Source organism: Vibrio sp. S11_S32 (assembly GCF_014694465.1).
Classification (GTDB): Bacteria; Pseudomonadota; Gammaproteobacteria; order Enterobacterales; family Vibrionaceae; genus Vibrio; species Vibrio algicola.
Genome location: NZ_JAAUWS010000014.1, coordinates 38,992 through 64,895 on the forward strand (window position 1 = coordinate 38,992; position 25,904 = coordinate 64,895).

Here is a 25,904-nt window from a genome sequence, read left to right on the forward strand (position 1 = left end):
ACCGTCTATTATTAAGATCGTAATAGAGTTTAGCTACTCACCACTTTTTATGCCCTTGTTCTAAATGCACTACATCGACTAGGTCATCGCTCGAGACTTGGAATGCTTGTCCGAAGCCTTTTACAAATAGGCCTTGCTGCGGGCTTAAACAAAACAGTTTAAAATCCTCTAATTGGCTAAGGCTGGTGATGATCTCACCAAATCTCTGTTCCATTTGTTCAATCACACCTTGCCATTGCGCTGTATCACGCTCAACAACACTGGCTTTTGCATCAAAACTTAAACGTTTACGAGCAAACAATTGTTTGGCGGACTCTTCATCTTCGATCAACATCAATGAAACATTCGGCTGATCTAATAAATTACGCGCATGACGAGCTATCTCAGAAATTAACACAAAGTAACCTTGCTTATTTGACACAAATGGCGCGTAACTCACGTTCGGTTGCCCGTTTTTATCAATAGTCGCCAGTTGAATGGTCTTACGCTCATCGCGAAATTCTTGGATCTCTGGGCCGAGTCGATTCTGCAACCTTTGTTGTTTTACTTCATTTTCCATAATTTCTTCCCTTAGCTAGTATTAGAGTGACTATCTTGCTTTATTGCTGTTTACTCGATAACGATAGACTGAATCTTTATATAATAATTTCCAATGGTTAAGTCGTTTAGGGTGTAAGCTTAACCACCAACTGTTTGAATTTTTCAACTTGTTCTGGCAACAAGGCTCGTTTGTTATCCCGCCCTAAGTACACTTTAAAAATACTGTCTCCTTGCAAATCAAAAAAGCCAAAGTAATAGCTTTCTTTACCGCGAAATAGTTTAGAGACTAAAGCGACTTTAGACATTTTGGATAAATTTAAGTGACCTTGTAACTCGCACTCGCGCCCCATTAAGTTATAATATCCGTGGGCGACTTTCCCTTTTGGAAACGGTGCTTTTACTTCAAAAATCGATCCGCCCGAATGCACAATGCTGGTCATATTCCCCCAACCGACCAAGTGCTCTAACAGGCTTTGGGCGTGCTTCCCATCGACAACGACCGCCATTTCACTTGGTAATGCGACCACCACCTCAAGCTCTGAAATCTTCAGTTGTTGTGCGATAGCGGCTGGCAATAAACTCGGATCGCTGTCAATCATACTCATCACTGCGCTATTCATTTGTTGTCTCTCTTCCATTAAGACCTTCTCTTATTTGTTATCACAATGTTGCTGATCGTGTTGATGAGATGCATCTTAATTTCACCCAAATAATAATGCAAATGATAATTGATATTATTCGCATCTTGATTAATAATCACCTCGATCATTTATTTAACATTCTCTACCAGTAAGGACACTTTGTGAATTTCAATCGGTATACAGTAGCGGCAAGCATTGCGATTGGTGCGCACATCTTGATGTTCACTCAATTCGATCAGCAAAAAGCCTTTGCGATGCCAGCAGGCAGCACCAGCACTAAAGTTTCGGTCAATTTGGTGGCAATGGCTTCTCCTGCCGATCCAATGCCGAGTATGACGCCTAAAAAGCCAAACTCTGCTCTTAAAAAGTCGAGTATCAATGCTAAAGACCCAGTAAAAACGCACAGCACCCGCTCTACAAGCAAACAAAACCCGCAAGCAACTAAAAAATCCGCGAATAAGACCGTCGCGGCATCAGCATCGGCTTCACACCGAGCTAAAACTAAAGCAAGCAATAACACATCGGTTAAAAACTCCGCGCCTGTAAATAAAAAAATCACGCCCATAAAAAAATCGCCACCCAAAGCGACGGCCATAAGTAAACCGGCGCCTTCAGTCACGGCCAATCAAGCAGTAAGCACTCAATCAGCGGCTAAAAAAGGCGTTAGCGAACAACCTATTTTAATTGATCAACCCGATTTTATGTCGCCACCAACTAAGCCTCGCTATCCTCGCCTTGCTCAACGCAAAGGGATAGAAGGCACCGCGACTTATGAAATTTGGTTAGATAAAAATGGCCACCAGATCAAGCAAACCTTGCTGTCGTCATCTGGTGCAAATCTGTTAGATAAAGCCGCTTTGGATGCGATAAAGAAATGGAAGTTTACCCCACAAAAAGTCAACGGTATTGCTATGGCACACCGCGTTCAGATCCCTATTCGTTTTAAATTGGATTAATGATGGAATTTATTCTCAACGCCCAGCAACAATTTGGTCTTATGGCTTTGCCTTTGGTGATTTGCTCACTCATCACACTCATTATCATTATTGAGCGATGCCTGCATGTGATACTCAATTTCCATATTGGCCGCAAACAAGTTGGCATCCAATTGACGACTATTGAGCCTAGCGATCCTGACAGCGTCAAAACATTAGCCGCGCAATTATCTGCCAAGCGGGCGCTACTTTTTCAAGGCACTGGCTTGTTACTGCGCCAGCAACACAGCCAAAAAGCATTACGTGAAGATATTGCTCAAATGTGGTTACAAGAAAGACGCAGTCAGCTTAATAGTGGTCTTAAACTGCTAACCTTAATTGGCGTGATCAGCCCATTAATTGGCCTATTGGGTACGGTTTTAGGGTTAATTGATATGTTCAAAGGCGTCGCGGCAAGCACCGGCAATATAACCCCCAATGATCTTGCCGATGGTTTAGGCTTGGCAATGCGCACCACGGCTGCCGGTTTAATTGTCGCGCTACCGGCAATTTCTGCCGCGCAACTGTTCACGCTTTGGTCTGATCGAGTGATCTTTCGCTTAGAGCACGGATTGAATCAGGTCAATTTATGGATTGAAGGAGTGGATTATTCTGGTTTGGGTTTCGTTTCTAAACGTGCACAAAGCAAACGAGCATCACAAACAACTACACCGTGGGTGAACGATTTATGATCCGTTCACAACCGACCAAGAACACTCAAGCTTTAGCGCCAGATCTGACACCATTGTTAGACATTATCTTTATTGTGATGGTGTTTTTATTGCTCACCGCCTCAGTCAAATTAAGTTCGTTAGAAGTGCAATTACCCGATAGTGAGGCGTCTGCGACTCAAGCGGTCGATAGCCAGTCGATCACCTTAAATATTCTCACAACAGAACCATTTTGGGCAATCGATGGACAAGCAATGGCAGACTGGCCGCAGTTTCAAGCCTCTTTGATTGAACATGTTAAACAAGCCCCCGAAAGACCGATTGTGATCGCGGCAGATAAAAGCGCCGAGATCCAACATATTGTGAAATTATTCGCGTTTTTACATCAGCACAATATTGCTGCCACTCAAATTCTCATGGAAGATCCAAAATTATGAATTTACGCACCTCTCATTATTTATCAAAACGACTGAGTCGTAACATCGCTTTGATTGCTATTTTAAGTTTATTACCGCAAACCGCCGCATTTGCTAATCAGCGAATCATTAGTGCTGGTGGCGCGGTAACTGAAATAATTCAGGCACTCGGAGCCAGTGATCAATTGGTGGCTATTGATCTCACCAGTATTCAACCAACTCAAACTAAGTTGCCGGTTGTCGGCTATCACCGCCAATTATCGAGTGAAGGGATACTGGCCTTAAACCCAAGCCGCATTATTGGCTCGGATGAAATGGGTCCTGCATCAACCTTACAGACTTTGCAACAAGCCGGCGTTGAAGTGGATGTGGTTAATAGCCACAGCGACATTAACGGTTTACTCACTCGGATCAATCAAATTGCACAGCTAACCAATACTCAAGCCAAAGCGCAGCAATTAGAACAACAAGTTCAGCAACAAGTCTCTCTATTACAACAAAAAAACGCCCAGCAACGTGAACAACACAAGAATAGTCCGGCGAAAAAAGTTTTGTTCCTATTGATCCATCAGGGTCGCGCGGCCAATGTGGCAGGCAATCACACTACACCCAACACCATTATTACACTGGCAGGCGCACTCAACCCTGCAGCGCAAACTTTAGAGTCTTATAAACCGATCTCGAGCGAAGCCATGATTAAAATGCAACCAGATGTCATTTTAGTCAGTGGGCGTAGTTTTGATAAATTAGGTGGCGCGGAGGCCATCTTACAAAAAATGCCATTACTTGCCGCCACACCAGCCGGTCAATCGAAAAGCATTTTCACCATTGATGGCCATGCTTTAGTTGGCGGACTTGGTTTAAAAAGCCTGTCTGAAGCTCAGCGTATTCAATCACTTATTTATCCATAAGGACATGACATGTTACGCCATATTCCCATTCGTATTTTGTTTGCTGCCTTTTTATTCTTACTGTGCAGCATGATCGTGATGTCGATTTCAGTTGGTCCGATGAATATTTCCTTTAGCCACGCTCTACAAAGCAGCATTGAGCGCCTATTTCCAACCGCTATCATGCCAACAATTAACCAATTGCCGGTTCATGTTGAGCTAATCATTCAGCAGGTTCGTTTGCCTCGTACTTTATTGTGTCTATTTATTGGCGCGATCCTTGGGCTTTGTGGCGCTGTGATGCAGGGGCTATTTCGTAATCCATTAGCTGAGCCTAGCATTATTGGGGTATCCTCTGGCGCGGCACTCGGCGCGGCGTTTGCGATTGTTTGTTTTGCGGGCTTAAAGCAAGATTATCCGCTGTTTATGGATCTTGCCGCCGTACCGGTATTTGCTTTTTTAGGTGGCGCATTAACCACCATCATGATTTACAAACTTGGAACCAGTCAATTTGGTACGTCTGTCACGGTAATGTTACTGGCAGGGGTGGCGATCAGCGCACTTTCTGGCGCGGCGATTGGTTATCTCAATTTTATTGCCGATGATCAAATGCTACGCGATTTATCTTTATGGTCGATGGGATCTCTTGCTGGCGCGACTTGGGCCGGTATAGGGTTGGCCGGCGTGACATTACTCGGTTTACTGATATTTTTTATGCGCCAAGCGATGCCATTAAATGCGTTATTACTTGGTGAGGCTGAGGCCACTCATCTTGGCGTTCCGATACAATCTCTCAAACGTAAATTAATTTTACTGACCGCCGCAGGAGTTGGGGTTACCGTCAGTTTAAGTGGCATGATTGGCTTTATTGGCCTTGTGATCCCGCACTTGGGCCGCATGCTAATTGGCCCCGATCATCGCGCATTATTGCCATTTTCTGCCATTTTAGGTGCATTACTACTGACTCTGGCCGATATGTTTGCCCGTGTTGCTGTGACCCCTGCTGAATTACCCGTTGGTATTGTGACCGCGATTGTAGGTGCGCCTTTCTTTTTATATCTTTTGTTTTCTCAAAAAGGACGGATCGCATAATGTCTACAATTTCCTCCCCACTGCCAGTTGCGATTAAGGCGCGGCATATCCAGTTAAAATTTGGTGCAAAATCAATCCTAAATGACATCAACTTGGATATTTATCGTGGTCAAGTCACCGCATTATTAGGGCCAAATGGCACAGGGAAAAGCAGTTTATTAAAGATTTTAAGTGGCGAACAAGCCCTGTCCAACCCAATAAATCGTCATGCAGGTAAAACGCCGAGTTTGCATTACTTTGGTAGAGCGCAAAAAGATTGGCAGAAATCGCAGTTAGCGAAGCAACTTGGCATGTTGCCGCAACACAGCACCCTCACCTTTCCATTTCTGGCTAAAGAAGTGGTCGAACTCGGAGGGATCCCTCTAGGCCTCAATAACCACGATTTAAAACACACCACAACCAAGATGATGCAACAAGTCGGTATACCTGAATTAAGTGAGCGTTCCTACCCCTCGCTATCGGGAGGTGAAAAGCAACGAGTCCATCTAGCTCGAGTATTAACCCAACTCAGTCACGCGCAACATAACTGTATTTTTATGTTGGATGAACCCACGTCGGCCTTAGATCTCGCCCACCAGCACAATACCTTAGCTTTAGCTAAATCGATGGCAAGTAAAGGCGCAGCCGTGATTGTCGTGTTGCATGATCTTAATCTTACCGCTCAATATGCCGATCGGATCTTGTTATTAAATCAAGGCGATATTGTCGCCGATGGCGCGCCTTGGCACACTTTAACCCCTGACAATATTTTGCAAGTGTATGGCTATCAAACTTTAGTACAAGCGCATCCTCACTATGATTTTCCGGTAGTACACCCCGTTTAAATTTGATCTAAGTTTATGGTTGAACAGCTTATTTCAATTATCATCGGGCTAAGTTGTTTTAGTTACTTATTCAACCATCAACTTTTTTTTAATCTTTATCATAGTTTTTTACTAGTGTTGCCAAAAAATGAAGAGTAAAATAATCGCATTAGTCACTTAAAAGGCAAAATATAATGAGCAATGAAAGACAAGAACTCGAATTAGTATCTGGTGAAAACGAAGTTTGTGAAGCATGTGGTTGCAGTGCAGAAATGGGCTTTATCATCAAAGAAGGTGATGATGTGGCTGATGTTCATATCCAAGGACCAAACAAAGAGACCTTATTGGCTCACTTTGCCCCTTACCTTGCATTAGCAAAAGAAGTGAATGCCGATTTCCAACATGAAATTGAAGCAATGGCGGATGACGCAACGACCTTAACCGCTCGTATTAAATTTGAATGCAGCGCTGAAAAATTAATTTTCGAACTCAAAAGTCGCTCATTAAACCGTTAATCGCGGTTTAAAATAATCATCGATTTTTGAAATAAAAAAAGCAACCACTTCACAGTTGGTTGCTTTTTTATTGTCTTTAATTTTTTGTTTATTTCTCGTTTTTACTGCTTCTTCGCGACTGGATTGGCGTACATCGCAACCAGCTTTTCTTGCGCACCTTCAGGTAATTGACGCAGTTTTTCTGCCAATGTCGCTTTGGTTTCTTCGGTGATCGAATCACTTTTTTTCCCAGCGGCAAGCAAGTTAATCGGGTACAAACGGTATAAATCATGTATCTGACGATCAATTTCTTGCGCTAATGCATCTGGTGTTTCAAAGTTACCAGTGACAACGTCACCAAAGCTAACATTGACACGCCCTTTCTTTCCAATGATACCTTTAACAATACTTTCAATATCTTCAAATTCTGTTTTTTGATAATGACCATGTGTTTCGAGTTGGTATAACTCATTGGCTTTGGCGACATCCAGTGGATCGTTTTCATACGAAATAGACACCGGCACAATTTTCAATGACTTGATGTAATCCGCAAATGGGATTTTTTGACGACGGCCTTCTACATGAAACATCTTTAAAATCGCCGGCTCGGTCATATCATTGCCATCTTTGGCACGCCCTTCACGCTGCGCGATCCAAATCGAATTATTGGTTTCAAGTGAATGCTTAATGTAACCCGACAATTGACCCAGTGTTTTCATCATTTCACGCGGACCTTTAGCGGAACGTTTTACAATGAAGCTTTTGTTTAACTTCATCATTTCGGTCGCACAAGGCATTTTTAATAAGTTATCACCAATCGCAATTCTCACGGTTTGATGGCCGTTATTAAACAGTCCCAAATTAACTAACGCAGGATCCATCGCTATATCACGGTGATTGGAGACAAATAAATACGCTTGTTTCGGATCTAAGTTTTCCAGCCCCGTATAAGTGATGCCATTGGCTGTTTTATCTAATGTCGAGCCCATGAAGTTTTCGATTTCGATTTGAATATCATTAACCGTTTTCAGTTTGGACCATTTCAGTTTGAGATAAAACTTCAAGATCGGGGACACCAGCTTTTTAAACCAAGCCGATTTTTCGGAAAAACGATATTTGATGATGGCATTGATAAACTCATCATCATTGATCAGCCGATCTAATGCGGCAGGGATTTCATCATCGTTGTAAGGACGGATTTCTTTATACGGATCGTTTTCAATACTCATTATTTACTGCTGTTATGAATAGAACATAATTTGTACGCTTGAAAAATCGCTTTAATTTTTTAGCGAGTTCAACCATACAAAGCTTAAAACTGGACAGGTAAAATACCTGAAATAGCGCCAATAGTGAATAACAACATCGTCCAGAATGACCATATTGAGCCTTTTTATGTTTAAATTCTGATATTTTAGCCACAAAAATTGGCATCGGGATCAAGAAAACGCTAGTCTTAGCCCATCTTACTCGTACGCCGAACTTAACACATGAATTATCTTATTTCCCATACCAGTACTCAACATCCTTTTCTGACCACCACTGCGCGAAAAAAGACCAGCAAACATAAACTGATCTCTGTTGAACAAGGCCAGATTGCGGTGCGGTTAGGCAAAGAGGAATACTTGTTTACTGCCGGACAATTGTTGTGGCTGCCGATTGAGTGCTTAGTGGCAATAAGTTATCTACCCAATAGCCGGATCACTGAAATCGACATTTCGATCCGCTCACAACACGCCTATCCACATCAAGCCGGTTTATTCAATCCAACCGAGTTATTGACTGCATTGGTCAACAAGTTTCGCACCCTACGCTTTGAGGCGAATAATCCATCGTTGCAAGCTTTGTATACCGTGTTTATTCAAGAATTAGTCGCAAGTTGTCATAAAAAAGAACATGCGCCTAAGCTTGCTAATAATCACCCAACCGTAAGTCAAAGCCTAAACGACAAATCAGAAGATAAAGCATTGCAGCTAGCACTCAAGGTACGAGAAGCGTTTAAAATGCAAAAATCAGGTCAAGCACGCGCCAATATTATTACCACTTTATTCAATGGTAACGAGGTTCAAGCCGATCAACTTTGCCAATTAGTTGCCGATCAACTTTTATAACTGCTTATTGTTGAATATAGAGTTTTTTTTGCTGAATATAACGCTGAACCGATGGCGTGGTGAACTCTGCAATGGTTTGATTATTGATACAGCGTTGGCGAATATCGCTACTGCGGATCGCTAATTTTTCAGGACACGCCAATACCGACCAACGTTGCACAATCTCATCCGCTTTATAAAACTTGGAAAAATTCATCAAGTTATCAGGACCGAGGACAAAAGTTAGTACCGCGTCTGGATAACGTTGTTGCAGAGCGCCAAGCACATCAAAGGTGGTAACACTCCGGTTATCCTCTACCCCATCAGGTTGATAGAGCGCCTCCTCAATACGTGACAATTGCACTTTTTCTTGCCCGATGTCATCGATAAACCCTTCAATCATGCGACAGCGGACATCAAAGTCCAGCATCGATTTACCCCACGCATGCGCAATACTTGGCACTAATAACACACGATCAAAATGCATTAATGAATCGATCACCGATTTATGCCCCAAACTCGGTGGATTAAATGCGCTGCCAAACACTGCTATGGTGGTCATATTGGATCTCTGTAAACAACTAAGATGATATTTAATGCATGAGTTTAACACCGAAAAGGCTTGATTCGAACTAGATTTGAACTAGTAACCTTCCCCCTTTTAAGTATATGATTAAAACGTCTTACATCTGTGGCTATAAGGAATCATCATGGAGCAACACATTCGTCAAGAAATGCGCGTTCAGCCTTCTATCGATGCGCAATTTGAAATCTCACGTCGGATTGCATTTATCAAAAATCGTCTGCAATCATCAGGTTGCAAATCTTTAATTTTGGGTATCAGCGGTGGCGTTGATTCCACCACTTGCGGTCGATTAGCGCAATTAGCAATTAATGAACTCAACCAGCAATCATCCTCCAACGACTACCAATTTATTGCAGTACGTCTGCCGTATGGCGAACAAAAAGATGAAGATGAAGCGCAATTAGCTCTGTCGTTTATTCAGCCAAGCCATTCTATTTCAGTAAATATTAAACCAAGTGTCGATGGCATGAACAGTGCGACTCATCAAGCCCTTGAGCATACTAATTTACTACCAACAAGCGCAGAAAAACTCGACTTTGTAAAAGGCAATGTCAAAGCGCGTGCTCGCATGGTTGCCCAATATGAAGTGGCAGGATATGTTGGCGGTTTAGTCTTAGGCACCGATCATTCGGCAGAAAATATCACCGGTTTTTATACTAAGTTTGGTGACGGCGCTTGCGATCTTGCGCCATTGTTTGGTTTAAACAAACGCCAAGTTCGTCAACTGGCGGCTGAATTAGGCGCACCAGAAACGTTAGTGCAAAAAGTTCCGACAGCTGATTTAGAAGAGCTCGATCCTCAAAAAGCCGATGAAGCGGCATTAGGGCTGACTTATGATCAAATAGATGATTTCTTAGAAGGCAAACCAGTATCTAAGCAAGCATCCGATCGCTTGGTGAGCATTTATACCAAGACTCAACATAAGCGCCAACCTATCCCCACGATTTATGATGACGAATAACACTAATCATTCTTTTGATTAACGCGATGATGATTAACGTGATGATATAAAATAAAAAAGGCTGCCGAGTTTAATTACAATCGGCAGCCTTTATTTTATTCAAATTGTCACGGTTCTTTTTGGCTCTATCTCGTATTACTGCTTGATGCCTTCAACATATAGGTCAAGATCAACATAAGTCGCCCCTGCCATTTCTTTGATCCCAAAATCTTTTAATTCTAAACGGGTTGTACCTTTAAATCCGGCGCGCTCTTTACCCCATGGGTCTTCACCACCGCCGATAAATTGTGCATCAATTGTCACTGGCATTTTCTTGCCATGTAAGTCTAATGTACCGTCTATGACTAATTTCCCATCGCCTTTATCGGTTACTTTGGTGCTTGAAAACGTTGCTTTGCTAAACTTACTCGCATTTAAGAAATCATCACTACGAATGTGCTTATCACGATCAGCATGATTAGAATCTACACTGGTGGTATCGACCACAACATTCACTTTTGACGCAGTAACATTACTCGGATCGTAGGAAAACGTACCATCAAAAGTATTAAAACGACCTTGAGTAAAGCTGTAACCTAAGTGGCTGACACGAAAGTTCACCGAAGCATGCGCCCCTTTGGTATCAATTGCATAATCTGCCGCTATCGCGCTCACGGGTAAAACCATAGAGGCGCACAGACCTGCAGTTGTTAACCATTTTTTCATCTTGATCATTTTATGACTCCTGTCATTTTTCGTAGAGTATCGTCTTTATTAATAAAATGATGCTTTAATGCAGCGGCGGCATGAACCACAGCTAAAGCAATCAGTACACAAGCAAAATAATAGTGTAACAAACCGGATATATCCGATTGATCTTCAAACAGCAGTCCAAGTGACGGCACTGTCATCCAATCAAAAATATCAATACCTCTGCCATCTGATGTCGAAATTAAATAGCCTAAAATAAAAATACTGAACATTAAGAGGTACATTAACCCATGGGCGATGTTCGCGGCTGTCTTTTCAAATTTTGTGCCTTCGATTACAGGAGAAGGTGTTAATAGCTTCCACACCAACCTAAACAAAGTAAAACCTGCCAGTAGTAAACCGACCGATTTATGCCAATGCGGCGCATCTTGATACCAACTGCTGTAGTAATCGAGCTCGACCATCCATAATCCAGAGGCGAATAAACCGATGATCACAACGGCGGCAGCCCAATGATTTATTTTTGTAAGCCAATGGTAATTTTTTACTTCTTTGTTCATCTTGCGACCACATTGAATAAATATTTCGGATAATGAGTAATAATACATTCACCGCTAAATTGTTAACAACCATCACTTACCTTGTTAATAACTTTATCATAACGCTTAACCCAAACAAGTACCTGTAAATTTATGTAACATTTAACCTAAAGTATAAAGAATGCAAATTCACCAACAAGTAATTGAAATTAAATTTGAAAACGACAGGTCTTAATTTATAACTCATTGGTATTGCGATGAACATGTAATTAAAACGTTATCAAAAGGAAGTTTATTATGTTGATAAAAAATCCGCTTTCATGGCAGTTAAAAGAAAACCAAGCCACGCCCGAGACTATTTATAAACAACGCCGAGATATTGTTAAAAAACTGGGTCTTGCAGCGGCGATCACTCCTTTTACATCTAACGCGCAAGCCAGTCTATTTGATGTTTTCTCTGCTAAGAAAGATCCGGTTGCAGTCATCGATCCTCGACAAGATCTCGTCGGTCGTCCATCATCCCTTTCAACTTCTGATCTTGAACTGACACCTGAGCCCAAAGTATTAACCTACAATAATTTTTATGAATTTGGTTCTAGCAAGGGGCAACCCGCGGAATTAGCCAAAGGCTTTGAAACTCGACCATGGACCATCGAAATTACCGGTGAAGTCGCCAAAAGTGTCACGTTAGATATAGATGATGTGATGAAAAACATGACGATTGAAGAACGAATTTATCGCCATCGCTGTGTTGAAGCATGGTCAATGAATGTGCCTTGGCTTGGGTTTACTCTCGCCAGTTTGCTTAAGTTAGTACAACCCACCAGCAAAGCGAAATATGTCGCTTTTGAAACCCTTTATGATCCTAAAAAAATGCCAGGGCAAGCTTCGTACTCTCTTGGTGGTGGTATCGATTATCCGTACGTTGAAGGCTTAACCATTGAAGAGGCTATGAATCCTTTAACCTTAATGACGGTCGGCTTATACGGTAAAACCTTAGCACCACAAAATGGCGCACCATTACGCTTAATCGTGCCGTGGAAATATGGTTTTAAAGGCATTAAGTCGATTGTGAAAATTCATTTACTTGAACAACAACCCCCTACCACTTGGAATTTATTGGCCGCTGAGGAATATGGTTTTTATGCCAACGTCAACCCGAATGTTGATCATCCAAGGTGGAGTCAAGCTAGCGAACGTTTTATTGGCGAAGGCAGTTTATTTAGCTCACGCAGACAAAAAACCTTAATGTTTAATGGTTATGGTGAGCAAGTGGCATCACTGTATAAAAACCTCGATTTGACCAAGAATTATTAATCCTAAACCATTCGATGGCAGACCTCTATGACGTTACTTCCTAAACATACAATATGGTTAAAAGTGCTCATTCATACTGGGCATATCTTTGCATTTTTATGGCTCTATTTTGCTGTTGTGAATGGTTATTTAGGCGCTGATCCTGTAGAGCCTATTATTCACTTTACTGGTAAAGCCGCGATCAATAGTTTATTACTCACGCTACTGATCACACCTGTTGCGCAGAAATTCAAACTAGGTGCATTGATTCGGGTACGTCGCTTACTTGGCGTGTATTGTTTTGTGTGGGCGTTATTGCACCTATCAAGTTTTGCATGGTTTGATTTAGCCTTAGAATGGCAATTAATCGGCAATGAAATTATTAAACGTCCGTATCTTGTTGTGGGTGCTAGTGTTTGGATCATTTTACTTTTACTCACTTTAACCTCAACCCAATCGATCCAAAAAAGACTAGGAAAAAAATGGCAGCAATTGCATAACTGGGTATACCTTGCCGCAATACTGGCCCCTATTCATTATTATTGGTCAGTAAAATCTGGCATTATTGAGCCGATGATCTATCTCGTGCTCAGCCTAGTGTTACTGTACTTACGTCAACAAAAAATTAAGCGCTGGCTTAACATTAAAACTCATAAATAACATATCACCCAACTCTCTACAAAATTGAGTTGGAGAAATGGGCAGCATGAGGTAATGGCAAGCACAAAATACTCACTGCTACTGTTAAGCAAAGTCATCAAAATGTCAGCAAATACAGAAGTTTGATTTAAATTAAGATATCGCTGATTAAATAGGCACTTTGAATGTTAGTTTCTAGATACAAATCGCATTTTCTGGTAAATTACCGACCTCGATATAACCATACTTTGAGCTCGAATCCATGCCAAATGATTTTAAAATGCGCTTCTTCAAGGATGATGCCGGCAATCATTTCGCGAAATATAAGAACTTAATTCTTAGCAGTGTATTTCAACCAATTTTCAATTCTAATGACACCATCATTGGCGTTGAGGTGTTGATCCTTATGAAGGATGAAAACGGTATTCGTGTTTGCCCAGGTTTTTATTTCTCAGATCAAAATCCGGTCAATATTGATAAAATGGCGATTGATTTAATTAGCCGCATCCTCCATGTCAATAATTTTGCCAATTCACAATATCAAGATTTGCAATTATTTCTAAACCTATTGCCAAATTCAGCACAAAAAATTAATAGTCAGTGCCAGCAAGAAGTTCGCTTTATTAATCAACTGAAGCAGTTAAATGTCAGTTCATCTCAAATTGTATTAGAACTACTCGAAATGCGTTGTGATGATGTCAGAGAGCTCAGAGCATCGGTGAAAAAAATCAACGAGCATGGATTTCATGTTGCAATCGATGATTATGGTCAAGAGTATTCCAATCAAGATCGCGTTAATCTTATTAGTCCACACATTGTAAAAATTGATCGTGGTCTACTGACTGAGTTTATGCAAGGCTCTAAAGAAAAATTACTCGATGCATTAAAAGTAGCCCGTAATTGTGGCGCTAAGACCGTGATTGAAGGCATTGAGTGCCAAGAGCAACTCGATAGCATGCGTTCTCTTAATATCGATATGTATCAAGGCTATTTCCTTGCAATGCCAGAACCTATGATCCCTGTTGCGGCATGATCGAGTTCTCCTCTAGGATTAACCAGTAATCTCAAATACAAAAAAGAGTTCCGTTATTAAACATAACGGAACTCTTTTTTATTTCAGCTGATTTTATGAAAGTAAAACGACTAAGTTCTGTATAGCACTTTGACCACATGCCAACCAAATTTGGTTTTTACTAGATGCGGCGTTAATACTTCTGCCGAAAAGCACACTTTATCAAACGCAGGTACCATCGCACCTTTTGGAAACTCACCCAGATCACCACCTTTCTTACCCGATGGACAAGTAGAGTATTTTTTTGCTAAAGCTTGAAACTTAGCGCCTTTTTTAAGTTGGGCAATAATATCTTGTGCTTGAGATTCATGCTTAACTAAAATATGTAGTGCTGCTGCAGTTCTTGCCATTGGAAGGCCTCGATAATTAATAATGTAATAAGTTGGATAAAATAAAACAGCGCTGAGGTGAGTCAGCGCTGCTTAAAATTGGGTGATCGATTTTAAATTCGAATGATTAAAAGTACAAGCGTACAACCGAAATAACCACGCAACCTGGGCGACGGATACCATCGATTTCGACTTTGATTTCACGCTCGATCTCTAACCCACGTTTAATCGGGGTAACTTTTAATAATTTACTGCGAGCTCGTACTTGGTTACCCGACTTTACAGGGTAAGGAAAACGAACTTCATTTAACCCGATATTAACCGTCATTTTAGCGGTCGGAAATGGTGGATTTTTTTCATCGACACTATCGGTTAAACGAGACAGCAAAGACAAAGTTAAAAAACCGTGTGCAATGGTGGTTTTAAATGGTGATTCTTCTGCTGCGCGATCGGGATTCGTATGGATCCACTGCATATCTTCAGTCACTTGGCCAAAAGCATTGATCCGCTCTTGATCCACCGTTAACCAGTCACCAACATGAAGCTCTTCACCCACTTTACCTCGTAATTCGACATAAAGCGCTTCCGCTTCTGCAGACAGTTCAATGACAGGTGAAGTCGGTGCGATTTCTTCGTTAACCGCTGGTGCTTGGTGTTCTTTCAACCAAGGAAAAATTTGTTGAGAATTCGCTCTATTAATAAAATCAGTCCAGTAGGCTCTTAATACTGGTGACATCAATTCCTTTAAGTCAAACTGATGTTTCGCTAGCGAGTCTGTTTTGTGTTTTATAATATCAACGACTTTCATAATGAGTCTTTGCCCTTTATCAACTATTACAACTCGTACCAGTTGCTCAATTATGTTTAATTTTGAAGTACTTCCCAAAGCGGTGCAAATACTTTCGAGCGTACACCCGTATCCTTAAAAACAAAAAATCATATATAACATGATGTTATGCTTTTTCTTGGTTTTTAAAAAATCCACTCTTTGACATCGAATTGACATAGAATTGACATAAAACAATGATTCACTAATAAATTTATGACTTGGAATTATAGTATAAATTACCAATCCGTCATAAAAGCCAATACTTCTCTAATTCCATCAACTTAGACGCAAACGTTTAACATTTTCTTGAATCTTTCCTTGAATAGCAGGTAATAAAAAAGGCTCACTAATGCTGGTAAGCCTTCGTTATAGATGGTGCTCTCGAACTGACATGATACTGCACAGAGCGAACCACTGACTGGATTTTAAATTCCCATTTTGTTAAATCATAGCCAATAAAAAAGGCTCACCAATACTGGTAAGCCTTCGTTATAGATGGTGCCCCGGGCCGGACTTGAACCGGCACAGCGCGAACGCCGAGGGATTTTAAATCCCTTGTGTCTACCAATTCCACCACCAGGGCACGCAATTCTTATTGCGATGCGCCTAACTGCAAAGTTAAGACACCATCTTGATACCGCCTTCGCCATATCATTCAATTTATTTTCTCAAGAAGCTTTTATTTGCTTTCCCTTGGGAACGAGATGTACTTTACTTGATTACAAAAATGAGTCAATAAGAAATTTTACTTTTTTGATTCAACCGATTAAAAAGCATACCGAGCCGATCGAATTACCAACAAAGTGTATACTAAACCATCAGGCCTGCCGCAATTAAATTTTATTTTTGCTTCACAAACCTCTGCCCTACCGTTGGCACATACGCCCAATGATGGTCAAAAATATTCATTAACTCGGGATTTGCGTACTTGGATAAACTAATCGCATGAAAACGGTTTTTATTACGTTTAAGTGCATCCACATGGGCGATAATCTCTTTCGATTGCTTAGGCGCAATAAAATCAGACAGTATCACTAAATCGGCATTGTTATATCTTGCCCCTTCCATTTGGGTTAATGCCGCGGTAATAGCGGGAGCTAAGTCCGTGCCACCATGAAAAGTATAAGATAAAAAGTCGCTTGCCTCTCGTAGGCCGTCTGGACGCGTTAATTCATAGGTCACGTAATCGGTAGAAAACAAGACAACGAAACAGTCGCGTTCTTCCGCTAACGCAATTTGCATTAAAGCGAAGGCTATCGCTTTGACACATTGCTCGGGAAAACCGGCCATCGAACCGGAAGCATCGACACAAATAATAAACGGTCCGGTATCTTCGTCTGCTTTACTTGGCAATGGTTGCTGCGCGGCTACTTTTCGTACTTTGCGAGCTTTGCCTTGCATCTTATAGTTCATTAAGCGCTTATCAATAAGATGCTTATAGAAAACTACTTCCAGCTCGGGATAAGCTAGAAATAAGGTCTCATTGGGTAGCAGTTTATTAAGATCGTCGCTCTCATGAATGCCCACAATATCGTCAGTCGCATGCTGTGATACTTCTTCTTGATATATGATTTGTTGGGCATATTGCTTTGGCTGTTCGGGATCGAGGCTTTCTTTCGCCATTCGACCTAAACTTTGTGCAATATCTTGTAATTTAGGGTGTTTCTTTAAGAAATCCGCTTGCTCTTTCATCACCGACCAATCGGCTTTAGATAAGGTTGCCGACGACATATCCCACAAGCGCCCTGCAACAGAGTCATTATTGATATCTGGATCGACTTTATCCATATTTTGCAAAGTATCGATACGTTGATATAAATCTTCCAATTGATCAGCTTTTTCTTGTTCTAATGCCGCCTGTTGCGCTTGTTTTACTTCCCCAAGGATATTTTGATACCACTGGTGACAAAAATAATGCGGCAACATCGGGTTAATCTTGGCGTTAGACTCGGATAATAAACGTTGCGCTTTAGGGTAAAATGACGAAATAGGCTCTAGTTGCAGCAGCAAATCATCGCTACGCTCTACAAATTCAGTTTCTTGCCAGCGGATCACTTGTTGATAGAGTGCCAATTCGGTTTGCAAGTTTTGCGACGGTGCCACATTGATTACGGTTTTAGAGACTTTCTTTTTCCATTTATCCAGTTGATTGCGCACTAAGGTCGCAACATTTTTATTCTCTTCAATCAATGGCATAAGTTGTGATCGAGCCATTAAATCGTGCAATGCTGACTCAATCACTTCCGCGTCAGCTAAAATGGTGGCGATATCAAGCGCGTCAATACCTAGCATAATTTAGCCCTGCCTTTTGGCTGCTCGAAATTTTTACAGCTCAAGTACATCATAAATAATCTCATTCAAACGCTTCATCTAAACGAGTCACTTTATTTAAAGCTTGTTCACTCAATTGTGCCACCGACTCAATCGCTCCGCTAAGATCTTGCAAACTCGATTCAATCATCAATGGAATGTTTTTATCTAAGAAACTGTGTGGTAACGAAGCGTGGAAGGCATTTTTTGACTGGCGCACACTAAAATCGGCTTCTTTTAATGCCTTGGTCACTTGTTCTGCCAATTGATGCCAAGCATTAAGTTTGTCTTTATTAAAACCTTGAGTGGTCGCAACCGCTACCGATATAGATCGATTAGCAATATCTTTAATCACTAGATGTTGTTTATGATCGACTTCTAAACGGAAGCGGCACAAAGTGGATTTTTTATTTACAAAACCGTAAGCATCTCCGCCGCCTTCGCGGATCAGCTGTTCAAGTTCTTTAAAAGGCACATACACCCAACGGCTGTCACCAGAATAACTTTCACTGACCGACATATTACTTTGTAATAACACTAATTTGACCAGATCCGAGGTGTTACCCACTTTATAACGCTTAGCAGTAGAAAGATCGTATTGATAAATATTTTTACGGCGTATCGTCCCTTCAGTATCGGCCGATAAATTCATCGCATATTGTTTTACGATTTCTTCATCAAGTTCGGTCATCTTTATTTGTTGTTGATCGACACTTTGTTGGATCGAGATTTGATCATAGGCATACTGGGTTGCGAAGTTAGACACACATTCTCGAACCACTAAACGCGAATGTGGCGAGTTCCATAAACAATCTTGTAGCAGCAGAATATCAAGTGCATTGATTTCATCACGACCATTAAAATAGGCGCTGGCTTTGAGTAACTTAACTGCTTTTTTCCAGCGGCGATCCGAGACATACATTTCATCATTGGCATCACCGGCGGCATTTTCTTTCGCTTCAAGCATCGATTTTAATTGGTATAGTTTTTCAAACATGCTTTCGGTCAGATCAAGTTGATCTAACTCTTGCAGCCATTGTTGGTATTCATCATCTTTAATCGCTAACCCTTCAGGGATCACCGCTTCTTGTTTGGTTCCTACCGTTAACATGGCGCGAAAGTTTTGTTTGTTTTGAATGCGATTAACAAACACACGCACCAACATTCGATCGTACAATGCTTCTAATCCGCTGTCTTCGTCAGGCAACTCATTCGAAGCGGATACCAATAAGCGCATTGGCACCGGTTCAATATCATTACCATTTTTAAAAGTTTTTTCATTCACAACCGTTAACAAGGTATTAAGAATAGCGGGACCGGCTTTCCAAATTTCATCTAAGAACACCACTTGCGCAGTCGGTAAATAGCCGTCAGTTAAGCGCACATAGCGCCCATTATCTTTTAATTCTTGAATGCTTAATGGGCCAAACACTTCTTCAGGAGTGGAAAAGCGGGTCATCAAATATTCAAAATATCGGCTATTATCAAACGCTTGAATTAAACGTTTCGCAATCAAGCTTTTGGCAATACCAGGAGGCCCTAATAAAAACACACTTTCGCCCGATAACGCCGCGAGCAGACACAACTTAATGGTATCTTCCCTTTCGTACACGCCTTCGGATAACGCGCTCACCAGTTGATTGATACGCTCAGAGAGCAGTGATCGCTGTGAAGCGGTGCGCTTGACTGGTTGAGTGTTTGGGATTTGAGAGTTTGATAGTTGTGAAGATGATGTGCGATCCATGCTTTTCCCTTTTTAAAAAAATTTTGAATACATAATCAATCAAAGATAAAGCTCATCAATCAGTAATATGAAACAGTAATAAGAAACAGTAATAAGAAAAACTGAGAGCTATCCACGGCTTGAACAATTACCTTTGAATTTAACAGCCTAAATGGCACTATGAAAGCCTCATTTGTGTTTTATTAGATCTTAGTATGCGCCAGCAAATTTTACATCAATGGAAAAATATTCAATTAATTGAAAAAGAGGTGACGCTTCCAACCGGTCAATCGATTTGTCACACCACGATTATCCACCCTGGCGCGGCGGTCATTTTACCGATCACCGAGAATGGCGAAATCATTTTACTTAAGCAGTTTCGCCCTTCCCTTAATAAATGGATTTTAGAATTACCTGCTGGCACCATTGAAAATAACGAAGACCCGCTCACTTGTGCAAAACGGGAACTGACCGAAGAAAGCGGCTATCGAGCACAAGAGATACACCCACTTGGGCAATGCACCCCAATGGCAGGCTTTTGTGATGAGATTCAATATCTTTTTGTTGCTACCCGCTTATCTGCCCCTGCGCAACAGCAACTTGATAACGATGAAATTATTGATGTCACCCAAGCCAGTTTGAAACAAGTAGAACAATGGATCTGCGATGATGTACTCACCGATGCCAAAACCATTGCTTGCATCAGTAAAGCCAAGCTATGCGGTTATTTTGATCGCTAACCCATTATTAGTTATATATAACAAAGCTGACTAACACCAAGAAGTAGCACCACATAATCTATTTTTTCTAAATAATATAAGGACTTAACATGGATTTCCGTTCAGATACTGTTACTCACCCTACTCAAGCTATGCGTCAAGCGATGGCAACCGCCGCTGTCGGGGATGATGTTTATGGCGACGATCCTACGGTTAATGATCTGCAAATATGGGCGGCGCAACAACACGGTTTTGAAGCGGCATTGTTTGTGACATCGGGCACCCAAGCCAATTTACTTGGATTAATGGCGCATTGTCAGCGTGGTGATGAATACTTATGTGGCCAGCAAGCACACAACTATAAATTTGAAGGGGGGGGCGCGGCGGTATTAGGCTCAATTCAACCACAACCGATCGAAAACGAACCTGATGGCACCTTGTGTTTTAAAAAATTAGAGCGTGCGATTAAACCCGATGATGCTCACTTTGCTCAAACCAAATTACTTAGCCTTGAAAACACCATCAACGGCAAGATACTGCCTTTAGATTATTTAAAGCAAGCACGTGAATTTACTCATAAACATGATCTAAAGCTGCACCTTGATGGCGCTCGTGTCTATAACGCAGTGGTTGCACTGGATGTCGATGTAAAAGAAATCGCGCAATACTTTGATTCAATGACGGTATGTTTATCCAAAGGCTTAGCGGCCCCTGTCGGTTCATTATTATTGGGTACTAAAGAATTTATCTCGCGTGCCCGTCGTATTCGTAAGATGCTGGGTGGCGGAATGCGTCAAGCTGGCATTTTAGCCGCGGCGGGTAAATTGGCATTAACTGAGCAAATTTCACAATTGAAAGTCGATCATGAGAATGCTCAGATCTTAGCCAAAGGCTTAAATGCCCTAGACGCTTTTAGTTTAAAGCCTGAGCTGGTGCATACCAATATTGTATTCGCCAAAATCGATGACAACATTGATCAAGCCGCATTAAAACAAAGCCTTCAACAACAAGGCATTACCATTAGTTGTAGCCAACCGATGCGCTTTGTTTTGCATAAAGATATTAATCGTCAAGATGTTGAGCGATTTTTACAAGTACTAGCGCCATTAGTCGCATAAGTGTGACAAACATTAAATTATCTGTGATTAAATCATCACAAGGTGAGTAAACTCTTGTGATGATTTGAATGCAAGAGTAGGCAAAACTCCCCTAAAACCAAAGAAGGTGTTAATATCCGCCTTAATTAAAAAATCTTAATACTGCATCCAATTAAAGGCGATTCAATGTCGACAATTAACAACAGCATCCAATGGTTTCCGGGTCTCTTTTATTCACGTCTCATAATGTCCAATACCGTTTATTTTTTTATTTAAATTCAACAGGATAACAAAACCATCATCTATTAACGTCCAATGTAATCTATTAAAATCCACCTTAAAAAGTCCCCCAAAAGTCCCCCAAAAACTCCCCCACTTTTACCTATTTCAAGTATACTCTCCACACGAATCAGATATCTTCAAGGTAGGACTCTCTTGGCTAAAATAACCGACAAAACAGTTCAACATCTCAAGTACAAAGACAAAGAATACAACTTGACTGTTGATAACGGTTTGTACCTTAGAGTTCGTCCAACAAAATCAAAGAAGAAGCTCAATGCCGGTGGAAAGTCGTGGCAATTCAAATATAAGCACCCTATATCTAATAAAGATATGAAGATCTCCATGGGAGCTTACCCTGAACTAACCTTGCAGGAAGCTAAGGCTATTGCTGCGGAATATAGGAAACAACTAACTCTAGGTATAGATCCAAAACAAGATCTTGAAGAGAAGCTAATAGAAGAACAAAGAAAATATGATGATTCTTTTAAATCTATAGCCACCGAGTGGTTTGAAAGAAAAAAGAAATCCGTAAGTGAATTCCATGCTAACCGAGTTTGGCGAACATTAGAAAAGTACGTTTTAAGCCATTTAGGCTCTCGTCCTATTGCTGAAATAACTCGTCGTGAAGCAATTACAATTCTTCGGCCATTAGAAAAGGACGGAAAGTTATCTACGATTAAGCGTATTTGCCAGACCTTAAATCAAATCATGGAATTTGCTGTTGCCAGCGATATCATCCAAGCAAATCCTCTAACTAAAATGATCGGAGCATTTGAAAAACATGAAGTCACTCATATGCCTTCCATTCGCCCTGATATGCTCGGGGAACTTTTATTCAAATTAGAATCTAACCAAACCATTCAAAATAAAACAAAGCTTCTGATCTTGTGGCAACTCCATACCATCGCTCGCCCCAAAGAGGCAGCTAGAACACGCTGGACTGACATTGATTTAGAAAACAGAGTATGGACCATCCCTGCTGAAGAAATGAAGCGTAGACGAATACACAGAGTGCCTTTAACACAATCAAGCATTGATATTTTATTGGAGATGAAACGTTATAGTGAAAATCGTGAGTTCGTTTTCCCAGGTGAAAGAAACAGGAATAATCACGCAAGTGTATATACTGCTAATGCTGCTTTAAAACGTAGTCTGGGTTTTAAAAATGAGTTAGTAGCCCATGGTTTAAGATCCATCGCTTCGACAGCATTACATGAAAATGGATTTGATACTTTATTGATTGAAGCTTGCTTGTCTCACCTTGATCAAAATACAACACGTGCAAGCTATTTGCGTACAGATTTCCTTGAGCAAAGAAAAGATATTATGTGCTGGTGGAGTGAATACATCACAAAGTCACAGGGTAACTAATTATTGTTCGACTAGCTGTTATCTGAGAAGTGATTTTTTCGAACAAAGGAATGAAATTATGAATTGGTGGAGTGAGCAGGGTGGCCAATTACAGATCTATTTTTATAAAAATCAACTTTAACAAGCTGGATAGCCTGACAACCTTAAAGTTGTTTTGGCTTTTGAATTGGTAGCAAAAAAGAGATGAAGCGCGAGCCTCATCTCTTATGAAGTTTCGATATATCTCTAGTGATAATTGATGATGCAATACTTCATCCCACCTACTTTTTTAGTGCTTTCGCCTTTGACGCGACTGATTATAGCTAACTTTATTTATCCTGAGATTGCACATATTGCGCATACAAGATATCAGCAAATGTGCCTTCGTAGATTTCACCTAAACAAGGTCTCTTACCGCATCAGCTAAAAGATCATCATCGATCGTTAATTCGTAATCATTTAATGACAAATATTCTAATGCGACAATTAATCCTGTTCTTTTGTTCGCATCCGGTAATGCATGTGCCATTGCAATAGAAACCGTATATTTAGCCGCAATCTCAAAAACATCATCCAGACCTTCATAGACAATAGCATTATCAATTCGACCTAATGCTCCTTGTCATTTTGAAATATCAGCTTGTCCTTTCATACCTGGCTCAGTAGTAAGAATGAGCATATTTATTTCAATAACACGCTCAAATGGGAAACAAATAGCTTTCATTTACATATGAGCCAACTTATCAAATGTCTTTTTATGCGTTCTTAAGGCAAGCTTTGTCTCAGACTTTACGATTTGTTGACCATAAATGCCGCTTAGATCGAGTTCTTTAGATGCCTTTATTTTAGGTCTTACAACCGCTTGAACACCATAGGATTCTATTTTTTTTGTCATTTTAGTACCTTAAATTTAGCTAGCTAAATAGCCATTAAAACATACTGAAACTACCACCAGAATAGAGTATAAATTATTATGAATTAATGAGCATTATTCTGATGGCTACCTGAATCTCTGTGTATAACATTCTTGTTACTTTAACGTATTAACCATCTGTAGATCCATCCTTGAAAATCTCAGTCTAGATTAACAAAGCTTTCCTATTCAACCACCTGCCAATATCCGCCCTTCTTGGGACCGATATAAGTTAGCAATCCTTCTTTTTTCAATTTTGCTATAGTGCGCTCGACCGTACTTTTCGAGAGTGATAATTCCTTAGCAACTTCTGCTTGGGTCAATGAACCGTCTTTTGATAAAAGCGTTAATATACGGTCTGGTGTTTTTACCTTCACTTCTACCCGCGTTTCTACCTTCATTTCTACCCGCGCTTTTGATTCATTATCATGCTGAGTTTGAGTACTGTTATTCATTGCTTCTTTAAGTGACGTTGCCAATGCTTGTAATAAGAATTCAATAAAGTTTGAGCAGTCTGTTTTAATATCAGCTTCTCGAAAGGCTTGATAATACTCTTCTTGATGAGACTTAATCACTGTTTCCACAGGTAAATATGCTAATAACGGCTGCCAATCGCTTAATATCAAAGTTTGCCACAATCGCCCCATACGGCCATTACCATCACTAAATGGATGAATGAATTCAAACTCATAATGAAATACAGCTGACGCAATAAGGGGATGTGCATCCGTCGTATCGAGCCATGTTAGGAGTTGCTCCATTAACCTTGGTACTTGGCTGGCTGGTGGTGCCATATGGACCAATTGATCACCTCGGTATATTCCTGCCCCACCTGATCGCCAATGCCCTGCATCATTAAGTAACCCCATCATTAATATACGATGCGCTTTTAATACATCATTCGACTTAGCTTTATTCCAATTAGGCATATCTGCATAAGCCGCTAACGCATTATGAACTTCTTGAATTTCCTTTTGATCACCAAGTACTGGCTTGCCTTCAATGACCGCCGTCACTTGCTCAAGGGTTAAAGTATTTTGTTCAATCGCTAAAGAAGCCTGAATAGTACGAATTCGGTTCTCACGGCGTATCTTTGGCAGAAGATCATGGTCATTGACCGCAGTCCAATTGCCGATTAATTCTGAGGTCTCAGCCATTAATCGCATCATACTGTGAGTTAATTGAAATAGTGGTGTATATGACATTCGCGCGTTTTTCCAGTCATTGACGTATTATCAGTATACACAGGCTAAGATTTGAAATGATAGAACCCGCTCTTCGTAATAAAGCTTACATCTTTTAGGAAATTGTAATACTTACGTTCTGATAAAAATTGACCTCTCATACATCCCACCGCTACAATACTGTTTATTTGTACAGTATATTGAGTTTATGAAAGTCATACCAATCAAAGCAAGTGCTGGAATCTCTGGTTTTGAGTCTCCAGCTCAAGAATATACCGAGTTACCGCTCAGCTTAGACGATCTGCTGATTGAGCATCCAAGCGCGACTTTTATCGGTCGTGCTTGTGGTGAGTCGATGCAAGGCGTTGGGATCTTTAATGATGATATTTTGATCGTGGACCGCTATGTGACGCCAGGTAATCAAGATGTGATTGTGGCCAACTTTAACGGTGAATTCGTCTGCAAAATCTTAGACACTCCACGACGCTTATTACTCTCAGCTAATGAAACGGTACAAGCTGTGCCTATCCATGATTACGATACCTTCACCATTGAAGGCGTGGTGATCCGCTCGATTCGCTGTCATCGTCCTAGTTATTTGCTGGTAGAATAAGTCTTAAACATGTACGCACTGATTGATGCCAATGCCTTACCGCAACAGGTCGATTCTAAAATAAATCTGGAAAGGTATGTGTGATAAGGCTTCTCAGCCTTTTCCAGAAAAACAGTAGTTTTTGACTATTTTTCCTAAAATTCGAATTTTTAGAATACCAA

The 25,904-nt window shown here is 40.8% G+C and carries 28 protein-coding genes, 1 tRNA gene and 1 pseudogene; 16 read left to right on the forward strand and 14 right to left on the reverse strand.

Annotated elements, in window-relative coordinates:
• Nucleotides 1–37: 37 nt before the first annotated feature.
• Complete coding sequence (gene hutZ, locus HC723_RS09230; protein ID WP_153448569.1) at nt 38–559, reverse strand: heme utilization protein HutZ; 522 nt, start codon at nt 557–559, stop codon at nt 38–40.
• A 106-nt stretch (nt 560–665) separates the two neighbouring features.
• On the reverse strand, nt 666–1,178 hold the full coding sequence (gene hutX, locus HC723_RS09235) for a heme utilization cystosolic carrier protein HutX (RefSeq protein WP_238925442.1): 513 nt from the start codon (nt 1,176–1,178) through the stop codon (nt 666–668).
• Between the two features lie 164 nt (nt 1,179–1,342).
• On the opposite strand from hutX, the gene HC723_RS17800 reads away from it, so the two are divergent.
• The 7 genes from HC723_RS17800 (at nt 1,343) to HC723_RS09270 (ending at nt 6,542) form a co-directional block, all read left to right on the forward strand.
• Nucleotides 1,343–2,137 (forward strand): TonB family protein, encoded by a 795-nt coding sequence (locus tag HC723_RS17800; protein WP_190338862.1) that lies wholly within the window; start codon nt 1,343–1,345, stop codon nt 2,135–2,137.
• Nucleotides 2,138–2,139: 2 nt separating this feature from the next.
• Nucleotides 2,140–2,847: a MotA/TolQ/ExbB proton channel family protein gene (locus tag HC723_RS09245; RefSeq protein ID WP_190338885.1), complete on the forward strand. Its 708-nt coding sequence runs from the start codon at nt 2,140–2,142 to the stop codon at nt 2,845–2,847.
• Complete coding sequence (locus HC723_RS09250; protein WP_190338863.1) at nt 2,844–3,263, forward strand: ExbD/TolR family protein; 420 nt, start codon at nt 2,844–2,846, stop codon at nt 3,261–3,263. The genes HC723_RS09245 and HC723_RS09250 overlap by 4 nt, the downstream gene beginning before the upstream one ends.
• Complete coding sequence (locus HC723_RS09255) at nt 3,260–4,153, forward strand: heme/hemin ABC transporter substrate-binding protein (protein ID WP_190338864.1); 894 nt, start codon at nt 3,260–3,262, stop codon at nt 4,151–4,153. The genes HC723_RS09250 and HC723_RS09255 overlap by 4 nt, the downstream gene beginning before the upstream one ends.
• Before the next feature lie 99 nt (nt 4,154–4,252).
• Nucleotides 4,253–5,224: a FecCD family ABC transporter permease gene (locus tag HC723_RS09260; protein WP_446751400.1), complete on the forward strand. Its 972-nt coding sequence runs from the start codon at nt 4,253–4,255 to the stop codon at nt 5,222–5,224.
• Nucleotides 5,224–6,048, forward strand: a complete 825-nt coding sequence (locus HC723_RS09265) for a heme ABC transporter ATP-binding protein (protein WP_190338866.1) — start codon at nt 5,224–5,226, stop codon at nt 6,046–6,048. The genes HC723_RS09260 and HC723_RS09265 overlap by 1 nt, the downstream gene beginning before the upstream one ends.
• A 173-nt stretch (nt 6,049–6,221) precedes the next feature.
• Nucleotides 6,222–6,542, forward strand: a complete 321-nt coding sequence (locus tag HC723_RS09270; protein WP_153448567.1) for a YfcZ/YiiS family protein — start codon at nt 6,222–6,224, stop codon at nt 6,540–6,542.
• Between the two features lie 101 nt (nt 6,543–6,643).
• On the opposite strand, the gene HC723_RS09275 is transcribed toward HC723_RS09270, so the two are convergent.
• A complete protein-coding gene (locus tag HC723_RS09275; RefSeq protein WP_190338867.1) occupies nt 6,644–7,750 on the reverse strand; it encodes a 1-acyl-sn-glycerol-3-phosphate acyltransferase in 1,107 nt (368 codons plus the stop codon).
• A 261-nt stretch (nt 7,751–8,011) separates the two neighbouring features.
• Here HC723_RS09275 and HC723_RS09280 point away from each other — a divergent pair, with 261 nt between their 5' ends.
• Nucleotides 8,012–8,632 (forward strand): hypothetical protein, encoded by a 621-nt coding sequence (locus tag HC723_RS09280; protein WP_190338868.1) that lies wholly within the window; start codon nt 8,012–8,014, stop codon nt 8,630–8,632.
• 4 nt (nt 8,633–8,636) lie between these two features.
• Here HC723_RS09280 and HC723_RS09285 read toward each other — a convergent pair whose 3' ends face one another.
• A complete protein-coding gene (locus tag HC723_RS09285; protein WP_190338869.1) occupies nt 8,637–9,173 on the reverse strand; it encodes a nicotinate-nicotinamide nucleotide adenylyltransferase in 537 nt (178 codons plus the stop codon).
• A gap of 148 nt (nt 9,174–9,321) precedes the next feature.
• Between HC723_RS09285 and nadE the strand changes: the two genes are divergently transcribed.
• Nucleotides 9,322–10,158 (forward strand): ammonia-dependent NAD(+) synthetase, encoded by an 837-nt coding sequence (gene nadE, locus HC723_RS09290; protein WP_190338870.1) that lies wholly within the window; start codon nt 9,322–9,324, stop codon nt 10,156–10,158.
• 135 nt (nt 10,159–10,293) lie between these two features.
• On the opposite strand, the gene HC723_RS09295 is transcribed toward nadE, so the two are convergent.
• The gene (locus HC723_RS09295) at nt 10,294–10,863 is read right to left on the reverse strand and encodes a YceI family protein (protein WP_153449009.1); all 570 of its coding nucleotides are present in this window, start codon (nt 10,861–10,863) and stop codon (nt 10,294–10,296) included.
• A gap of 5 nt (nt 10,864–10,868) precedes the next feature.
• The gene (locus HC723_RS09300) at nt 10,869–11,408 is read right to left on the reverse strand and encodes a cytochrome b (RefSeq protein ID WP_190338871.1); all 540 of its coding nucleotides are present in this window, start codon (nt 11,406–11,408) and stop codon (nt 10,869–10,871) included.
• A gap of 276 nt (nt 11,409–11,684) precedes the next feature.
• On the opposite strand from HC723_RS09300, the gene msrP reads away from it, so the two are divergent.
• The 3 genes from msrP (at nt 11,685) to HC723_RS09315 (ending at nt 14,355) form a co-directional block, all read left to right on the forward strand.
• Nucleotides 11,685–12,704, forward strand: a complete 1,020-nt coding sequence (msrP, locus tag HC723_RS09305) for a protein-methionine-sulfoxide reductase catalytic subunit MsrP (protein WP_190338872.1) — start codon at nt 11,685–11,687, stop codon at nt 12,702–12,704.
• A gap of 27 nt (nt 12,705–12,731) precedes the next feature.
• Complete coding sequence (gene msrQ / locus HC723_RS09310) at nt 12,732–13,343, forward strand: protein-methionine-sulfoxide reductase heme-binding subunit MsrQ (protein ID WP_190338873.1); 612 nt, start codon at nt 12,732–12,734, stop codon at nt 13,341–13,343.
• Between the two features lie 259 nt (nt 13,344–13,602).
• Nucleotides 13,603–14,355: an EAL domain-containing protein gene (locus HC723_RS09315; protein ID WP_190338874.1), complete on the forward strand. Its 753-nt coding sequence runs from the start codon at nt 13,603–13,605 to the stop codon at nt 14,353–14,355.
• A 110-nt stretch (nt 14,356–14,465) separates the two neighbouring features.
• Here the strand turns inward: HC723_RS09315 and ppiC are convergent, their stop codons facing one another.
• The 5 genes from ppiC to HC723_RS09340 all read right to left on the reverse strand — a co-directional run bounded on the left by ppiC (nt 14,466) and on the right by HC723_RS09340 (nt 19,606).
• On the reverse strand, nt 14,466–14,744 hold the full coding sequence (gene ppiC, locus HC723_RS09320; protein WP_153448558.1) for a peptidylprolyl isomerase PpiC: 279 nt from the start codon (nt 14,742–14,744) through the stop codon (nt 14,466–14,468).
• A gap of 106 nt (nt 14,745–14,850) precedes the next feature.
• Nucleotides 14,851–15,531 carry a MaoC family dehydratase gene (locus HC723_RS09325; RefSeq protein WP_190338875.1) on the reverse strand — a complete coding sequence of 227 codons (681 nt, stop codon included), beginning with the start codon at nt 15,529–15,531 and terminating at the stop codon, nt 14,851–14,853.
• Between the two features lie 517 nt (nt 15,532–16,048).
• Nucleotides 16,049–16,135 (reverse strand) — tRNA-Leu (locus HC723_RS09330).
• A 257-nt stretch (nt 16,136–16,392) separates the two neighbouring features.
• Entirely contained in the window at nt 16,393–17,844 is a 1,452-nt protein-coding gene (gene viaA / locus HC723_RS09335) for an ATPase RavA stimulator ViaA (RefSeq protein WP_190338876.1), read from the reverse strand.
• 61 nt (nt 17,845–17,905) lie between these two features.
• Nucleotides 17,906–19,606, reverse strand: coding sequence for an ATPase RavA domain-containing protein (locus HC723_RS09340; protein WP_190338877.1), 1,701 nt, complete (start codon nt 19,604–19,606; stop codon nt 17,906–17,908).
• A 194-nt stretch (nt 19,607–19,800) separates the two neighbouring features.
• Here HC723_RS09340 and HC723_RS09345 point away from each other — a divergent pair, with 194 nt between their 5' ends.
• The 3 genes from HC723_RS09345 to HC723_RS09355 all read left to right on the forward strand — a co-directional run bounded on the left by HC723_RS09345 (nt 19,801) and on the right by HC723_RS09355 (nt 23,054).
• Entirely contained in the window at nt 19,801–20,325 is a 525-nt protein-coding gene (locus HC723_RS09345; RefSeq protein WP_190338878.1) for an NUDIX hydrolase, read from the forward strand.
• A gap of 89 nt (nt 20,326–20,414) precedes the next feature.
• Nucleotides 20,415–21,422 (forward strand): low-specificity L-threonine aldolase, encoded by a 1,008-nt coding sequence (ltaE, locus tag HC723_RS09350; protein ID WP_190338879.1) that lies wholly within the window; start codon nt 20,415–20,417, stop codon nt 21,420–21,422.
• A gap of 414 nt (nt 21,423–21,836) precedes the next feature.
• Complete coding sequence (locus HC723_RS09355) at nt 21,837–23,054, forward strand: tyrosine-type recombinase/integrase (RefSeq protein ID WP_194704522.1); 1,218 nt, start codon at nt 21,837–21,839, stop codon at nt 23,052–23,054.
• 308 nt (nt 23,055–23,362) lie between these two features.
• On the opposite strand, the pseudogene HC723_RS09360 reads toward HC723_RS09355, so the two are convergent.
• The 3 genes and pseudogenes from HC723_RS09360 to HC723_RS09370 all read right to left on the reverse strand — a co-directional run bounded on the left by HC723_RS09360 (nt 23,363) and on the right by HC723_RS09370 (nt 25,103).
• Nucleotides 23,363–23,637: pseudogene (locus HC723_RS09360) on the reverse strand (type II toxin-antitoxin system death-on-curing family toxin).
• A 120-nt stretch (nt 23,638–23,757) separates the two neighbouring features.
• Nucleotides 23,758–23,928 carry an acetyltransferase gene (locus HC723_RS09365; RefSeq protein WP_190338880.1) on the reverse strand — a complete coding sequence of 57 codons (171 nt, stop codon included), beginning with the start codon at nt 23,926–23,928 and terminating at the stop codon, nt 23,758–23,760.
• Nucleotides 23,929–24,131: 203 nt separating this feature from the next.
• Entirely contained in the window at nt 24,132–25,103 is a 972-nt protein-coding gene (locus tag HC723_RS09370) for a Fic family protein (protein ID WP_238925443.1), read from the reverse strand.
• A gap of 235 nt (nt 25,104–25,338) precedes the next feature.
• On the opposite strand from HC723_RS09370, the gene HC723_RS09375 reads away from it, so the two are divergent.
• Entirely contained in the window at nt 25,339–25,743 is a 405-nt protein-coding gene (locus HC723_RS09375) for a LexA family protein (RefSeq protein ID WP_190338882.1), read from the forward strand.
• Nucleotides 25,744–25,904: the final 161 nt, after the last annotated feature.